This is a genomic window from Desulfovibrio sp. MES5 (assembly GCF_002237645.1).
Taxonomy (GTDB): domain Bacteria; phylum Desulfobacterota; class Desulfovibrionia; order Desulfovibrionales; family Desulfovibrionaceae; genus Desulfovibrio.
Genome location: NZ_MJUZ01000007.1, coordinates 73,500 through 79,948, shown reverse-complemented (window position 1 = coordinate 79,948; position 6,449 = coordinate 73,500). Strand labels below are relative to the sequence as shown.

The following is a 6,449-nucleotide window of genomic DNA, read 5'->3' as shown; positions in this document are numbered from 1 at the left end:
CGTTTACGGGCCGCAAGTAACAGAAATGCAAATGTCAGATCGTGCATGCGCCTGCTAGGGCGCAGCTGGTAAGAGAGCCTTACAGGCGCATATGAAAAACCCCCGGCTATGCCGGGGGATATTTATTGTTAATTAAAACCGCTCGCATAGCCGGTGGTTTTGATTTGCATAGCGCGGACGCTGCCAAAAACCATATGCTCCGGCAGAATGGCACATTGAAATATGAAGTATTTCAGAGAGAATCTGTTCTTAAGGGGAATAAAGATTTCAGGGTTGGAAGCGTGGAGGAGGGACCCTTTTGCCAAAGGGTCCCTCCTCACAAGGCATTTCAAAGTCAACTGGCACTAAACATTAAACAGGAAGTGCATCACATCCCCGTCCTTGACCACATATTCCTTGCCTTCCACGCGCAGCACGCCGCTGGAGCGGCAGGCTGCTTCATTTTCGTGGCTCATGTAGTCATTGTAGGAAATGACCTCGGCGCGAATAAAGCCGCGCTCAAAGTCCGTATGTATGACGCCAGCCGCCTGAGGGGCCTTCCAGCCCTTGTGGATGGTCCAGGCGCGCACTTCTTGCGGGCCGACGGTGAAGTAGCTGCACAGGCCGAGCGTTTCATAGCCAGTGCGAATGATGCGCACAAGGCCGCTTTCATCAATACCGTATGAAGACAGCATTTCTGCCTGTTCCGCGTCGGACAGCCCCTGCAGTTCTTCTTCCAGTTTGGCGCAAATGCAGGCAAAGCCCGATTGGCGCTCGGCGGCAAAAGCTTTGAGGGTTTCCACAAAGGCGTTACCTTCGGCCACTGCGGCCTCGTCCACATTGGCGCAGTAAATGACGGGTTTGGCCGTCAGCAGGCCCAGTTCGCGCCACGAAGTCATGAACGCTTCATTGGTTTCGGGCAGGGGGAAATCACGGGCGGCCTTGCCGTCATTAAGGTGGGCCAGCAAGGTCTGCATTATGTCGGCCACTACCTTGGCGTCTTTGTTGGTTTTGGCCATCTTTTGCAGACGTTCCAGACGCTTTTCGACGCTTTGCAGGTCGGCCAGCAGCAGTTCTGTTTCAATGGTGTCCACATCGCGCAGGGGGTCTACGCCACCGTCCACGTGCGTGATGTTTTCGTCCTCAAAACAGCGCACCACGTGCACAATGGCCGCGCATTCGCGGATGTTGCCCAAAAACTGGTTGCCAAGGCCTTCGCCCTTGCTGGCGCCGCGCACAAGACCGGCGATGTCGATAAAGTCCACGCTGGCGTTGATGGTTTTTTGCGGCTTGGCTTTGTTTGTCAGCTCCTGCAGGCGCTTGTCAGGCACGGCAACTGTGGCCTTGTTGGGCTCAATGGTGCAGAAGGGATAGTTGGCGGCCTGGGCGTTCTGGGCCTTGGTGAGGGCGTTGAAAAGAGTAGACTTGCCCACGTTGGGCAGACCGACGATACCTATGCTGAGGGCCATGCTTTCTCCTGAATCGCGACAAGTGCTCTTGCATTGAAAGGAATAACGAAGCCGCGCGGGTTGTTGCGGACCCGCGCAGCGAAATGTTCAGGCTAGAGCAGATTACGAATGAAACGAGTCAACTGCTCTGCAAGGATTTTTTTGAAAATCCTTGCCACGAAATGCGAGCAGGCAGGCTTTTTGCCTGCCGTAAGCGAGCATTTCAAGTGTTTAGCTCCAGAAGGCCCGGCACATGTACCGGGCCGGGCCTGTTATAGACAGAAAGTGTGGCGGAGGCAAGAAAACTTACTGCAAGCGCGTATTCACCGTGGGCGTAACGCCCCCCTTGCCCCCAGGAGACGGATCGCGCAGGAGCGGCATGAGGTCATCGGTAATGGGCACCGTGCCCGAACCCATAGCCAGTACTTCATTGCTGTTGGTGTGGATCAGCCGGATGTTGAAGCGCACCTGTTCACCGCTGACGACGTAGGTGCCCGCCATGATGGCCTGGCTTGTGCCGACCCTGCTGGCCAGGCGCTTGACGTCGCGGGTAAGGATAAACTCGCCCTTCTTTTTGTCAAAATAGATGTCGCTTCCCTTGCGCAGTTCCTGAAAGCGGTATCCCGCGTTCATAAGCCAGCGCGTGACCTCTTCCATCATCTGGCGGGCCAGCGGCGAAGCCTCATCCAGGTCGTTGAGGTTGGCAGGGGTGGTGCCCATGATAATAATATTGGCGCGCGCCAGGGATTGTTGTTCTTTTTTGCTTACCTCTGGATCGGAGCCCGCGTAGCGCATCATCAACTGCTCATCCAGCTGACGCGCTATCCTGGTGGCTGCTGCGGGCACGTTGCCATCGGCGGCGGCCGTGAGTGGTAGAAGCAGGGCCGCCAGCAAAAGAATAACGGCAATATAACGGCTCATGATAATCCTCAACGCATGGTGCGCAGCAAAAGTTCAATGCCGCCCAGTTCTTTTTCAATAACCGCCAGATCCTCGGCGGATCGGCAGGTGGAAAGCGCTTGCGTGTATGACTGACGGGCCAGTTCATAGCGGCCCTGGTCCCGGTATTGCCGGGCCTGCTTCAAGTATTTTGCGCTGATGTTCGGCCCTTGCCCCACTGACGCGCCAGTGCGTGCCGTTTGGGCTTGGCCTGATTCATAGGCAGTAATATTCTGGCCTTTTGCCTGCGGGCCGTCCAGGCTTACTGTCAGAACCGGTCCCGCCGCAAGAGCAAGAATAATAATTGTAATGATGCGTGGGATGACGCGCATGGCTGCTTCCGGCATTATTTGCCCTGTTTGATGTTAATGCTGCCGCTGGTGATGGAACTGGCCGGAGTGTAGAGCGAAGGGTACAAACCGCCACGCTGGCCGGATGGCTTTGATGAAGAGGCCACACTGGAACTGCCGGACTGCGCGGGCGCGGGTTTGACGGCAGGGGGGTCAGATTTGCCCATGCGGGCCACAATAGGGGTATTCACAAGCACAAGCTGCCCCGTGCGCATGACCAGGCCATCCGTGGCGCGAACCAGACGTGCGTTGATGAAGGTGGCGTCCTTGTCCACATAATAGGTACCCACGACCAGAGCTGCCCATTTTTGTCCGGCCGGGATGACGGCGTTTTCGATCAGGGCCAGATCATCGCGCCCGCCCACCACAGCGATATTGCCGGTCAGGCGGTATTCGCGCGCGGGAAAGCCGCGCTGGTTGAACTCGTAAAACATGGCTTCACCCATGAGTCGGCCCAGAGGGGAACTGCGCGACGTGCTGTTTTCGTCGACAAAGGATGTGGGCATGGCCACGACCCCTTGCAGGGCGTCATTGGGCATGGTGGCAAGCATCTGGTCCGCCAGTTCACGAAATTTCAGCTTCAGCTCGACGGCGTCTATGTAGCCAGGATCATTGGCAGTGGCCGGAGCTTTAGAGCAGCCCGGCAACAATGGCAGCGCAAGGGTGCAAATAAGTATAAGACGTAATAAGCTGTGCATGGCAACCTCAATAGTGTTCTGTTGTACTTATCGGCCCCTGCGCGATAAACTTCAGTGCCGGGACAAAAACAGGCAGCATCCCGCCCACTGTTTTTTTACGAAAAATATGCAAAACATGTTCCAGCGGCATAATCGGCTACATGCTTGGCTTGCGGCCGGAAATAGCATACAAGACGCCCTTAACAGGATATGGCGGCACAGCGTCGTCAGGCTTTTTATTGGAGAAAAGGCATGCGCAAATGCACCAGGGCCATACGCCTCGGCAGCGTGACTGTGGGCGGGGGCGCGCCCGTTGTGGTTCAAAGCATGACCAACACGGACACCCGCGACCCTAAGGCCACGCTGGCGCAGATAGCCAGGCTGGCGGAACGGGGCTGCGAGGTGGTGCGTCTGGCCGTGCCTGATGAAGCCGCCGTGGCGGCGCTGCCTGCCATTCGCGCGGGCACATCTCTGCCCCTCATTGCCGACATCCATTTTGATCACCGTCTTGCCATGGGCGCTTTGGAGGCGGGCTTTGAGGGGCTGCGCATCAATCCCGGCAATATAGGCCCCAAGGCCCATGTGGACAGTGTGGTTGATGCGGCCAAGGCGCATGGCGCGGTCATTCGCGTAGGGGTCAATTCCGGTTCTGTGGAAAAAGACCTGCTGCGCAAATACGGCGGGCCCTGCCCGCAAGCCCTGGTGGAAAGCGCCCTTGGTCACGTACGGCTGCTGGAGGCGCGCGGATTTTACGATACCAAGATTTCCCTCAAGTCCTCATCCGTGATGGACACCATCACGGCCTACCGCCTGCTTGCCGAGGCCTGTGATTATCCCGCCCATATCGGCATTACCGAAGCCGGGGGCCTCATGCGCGGCACGGTCAAATCCGCAGTGGGGCTGGGCATATTGCTGCACGAAGGCATTGGCGACACGCTGCGCGTGTCCCTCACGGCCGATCCCGCCGAAGAGGTCACGGTTGCCTGGGAGATTCTGCGCGCCCTTGGTCTGCGCTCGCGCGGGCCGGAAATCATTTCCTGCCCGACCTGCGGCCGGACGGAAATTGACCTTTTTTCACTGGCGCGCGCCGTTGAAGATCGGCTGGCAACCTCCACCGCCGATGTAAAGGTGGCGGTTATGGGCTGCGTGGTCAACGGACCCGGTGAGGCCCGTGAAGCCGATCTGGGCGTGGCCGGAGGGCGTGACAAGGGCATTATTTTCCGCAAGGGCGAGATCGTTCGCTCCGTCAAGGGGCAGGAAGCCCTGCTGGCCGCGTTTATGGAAGAACTGCAATCACTGCTTAACGAAAAGGAAAACATCTAATGCGCTTCAGCTCCTGCTATATTCCCACACTCAAGGAATCCCCGGCCGATGCGGAAGTGGTCAGCCACAAGCTTCTGCTGCGGGCTGGCATGGTTCGTCGGCTCACGTCAGGGCTGTATATTTACCTGCCCCTTGGCCTGAGGGTCATTGAAAAAATCGGCCGCATCGTGCGTGAAGAAATGGAGAAGGCCGATTTTCGCGAGTTGCTCATGCCCATGGTGCAGCCCGCCGACCTGTGGAAAGAAACAGGCCGCTGGGAGCATTACGGCAAGGAGCTTCTGCGCTTCAAAGACCGCAATGAGCGCGAGTATTGCCTCGGCCCCACGCATGAAGAAGTCATTACCGATCTTGTGCGCGGCGAGGTGCGCTCCTACCGCCAGCTGCCTGTGCGCCTGTATCAGATACAGACCAAGTTCCGCGACGAAATCCGCCCTCGCTTCGGCCTCATGCGCGGGCGCGAATTTGTCATGAAGGACGGCTATTCTTTTGACGCGACCACCGAAGGCGCGGAAAAAAGCTACAAGGCCATGTACGACGCCTATATGCGCGTCTTCAAGCGCCTGGGCTTGCGCTTCCGCGCGGTTGAGGCCGACACCGGCTCCATAGGCGGCAATTTCTCTCATGAATTCATGGTGCTGGCCGATACTGGCGAGGACACTATCGCTTTCTGTCATGACTGCGAATATGCCGCCAATGTGGAAAGGGCGGAAGTCGTCTGGAAGGGCCAGCCTGCCACGGCGGCCTGCCCGGACAAGGAAACCGTCGCCACGCCCGGAGCGCACAGTGTGGAAGAAGTGGCTGCCATGCTTGACGTGCCCGCGAGCAGCGTAGTCAAAACCATGCTGTTCAAGGCTGACGGCAAGACTGTGGCCGTGCTGGTGCGCGGCGACCGCGAAGTGAATGACATCAAGCTCAAGAACCTGATGAAGGCGCAGGAAGTGGAATTGGCCGACGCTGCCACAGTGCAGGCGGCAACCGGAGCGCCCGTTGGCTTTGCCGGCCCTGTGGGGCTCGGCGTGCCCGTTTATGCCGACGCGGAGCTTCAGGGCGGTACGGACTATGTGGTTGGCGCCAATGCGGCTGATGCCCATATCAGGCATATTGACCTCAAGCGTGATGCCGCTGTGACTGCCTGGGGCGATTTGCGCACCATCACCCCCGAAGACCAGTGCCCGCGCTGCGGCGGCCGCATGGAACTGACCAGGGGCATTGAGGTGGGGCACATCTTCATGTTGGGCCTGAAATATAGTGAAGCCATGCACGCTGTGTTCCTGGACGAAAACGGCAAAGAACAGATCATGATTATGGGCTGTTACGGCATAGGCGTGTCCCGCGTGGCCGCTGCCGCCATTGAGCAGAATCACGACGAACACGGTATTATCTTTCCCCCGCCGGTGGCTCCCTTTGAGTGCATGTTGCTCAACCTCGATCCCCGCAGCGATGAAGTTAATGCAAAGGTTGAAGAAATATATGCCCTGTTGCAGGGCATGGGCGTGGAAGTGCTGATGGACGACCGCGAAGAGCGCCCCGGCGTCAAATTCAAGGACGCCGACCTGCTTGGCATCCCCGCGCAGCTTGTGGTTGGCGGCAAGGGCCTTGCCCGTGGCATCGTGGAATGCAAAGACCGCCGCACGGGTGAAAAGGGCGAACTTGCCGTGGACAACCTTGAGCAGGATTTTGCCGCCTGGATTGAAAAAGTCCGGCAGGGTTGGGCCAACCGTTAATACGTTTGT

6 protein-coding genes are annotated in these 6,449 nt (G+C 58.0%); 2 read left to right on the top strand and 4 right to left on the bottom strand.

From position 1 onward, the window contains the following. Positions 1 to 344: 344 nt before the first annotated feature. The 4 genes from ychF to BCS36_RS02505 all read right to left on the bottom strand — a co-directional run bounded on the left by ychF (position 345) and on the right by BCS36_RS02505 (position 3,414). Positions 345 to 1,448, bottom strand: coding sequence for a redox-regulated ATPase YchF (ychF, locus tag BCS36_RS02520; protein WP_291301348.1), 1,104 nt, complete (start codon positions 1,446 to 1,448; stop codon positions 345 to 347). Between the two features lie 285 nt (positions 1,449 to 1,733). After that, a complete protein-coding gene (locus BCS36_RS02515; RefSeq protein ID WP_291301347.1) occupies positions 1,734 to 2,348 on the bottom strand; it encodes a FlgO family outer membrane protein in 615 nt (204 codons plus the stop codon). An 8-nt stretch (positions 2,349 to 2,356) separates the two neighbouring features. After that, positions 2,357 to 2,698: a hypothetical protein gene (locus BCS36_RS02510; RefSeq protein WP_291301346.1), complete on the bottom strand. Its 342-nt coding sequence runs from the start codon at positions 2,696 to 2,698 to the stop codon at positions 2,357 to 2,359. 14 nt (positions 2,699 to 2,712) lie between these two features. After that, positions 2,713 to 3,414 (bottom strand): FlgO family outer membrane protein, encoded by a 702-nt coding sequence (locus BCS36_RS02505; protein WP_291301345.1) that lies wholly within the window; start codon positions 3,412 to 3,414, stop codon positions 2,713 to 2,715. 189 nt (positions 3,415 to 3,603) lie between these two features. Here BCS36_RS02505 and ispG point away from each other — a divergent pair, with 189 nt between their 5' ends. Both ispG and BCS36_RS02495 read left to right on the top strand, forming a co-directional pair. Next, the gene (gene ispG, locus BCS36_RS02500; RefSeq protein WP_291301344.1) at positions 3,604 to 4,716 is read left to right on the top strand and encodes a flavodoxin-dependent (E)-4-hydroxy-3-methylbut-2-enyl-diphosphate synthase; all 1,113 of its coding nucleotides are present in this window, start codon (positions 3,604 to 3,606) and stop codon (positions 4,714 to 4,716) included. After that, entirely contained in the window at positions 4,716 to 6,440 is a 1,725-nt protein-coding gene (locus BCS36_RS02495) for a proline--tRNA ligase (protein WP_291301343.1), read from the top strand. The genes ispG and BCS36_RS02495 overlap by 1 nt, the downstream gene beginning before the upstream one ends. Positions 6,441 to 6,449: the final 9 nt, after the last annotated feature.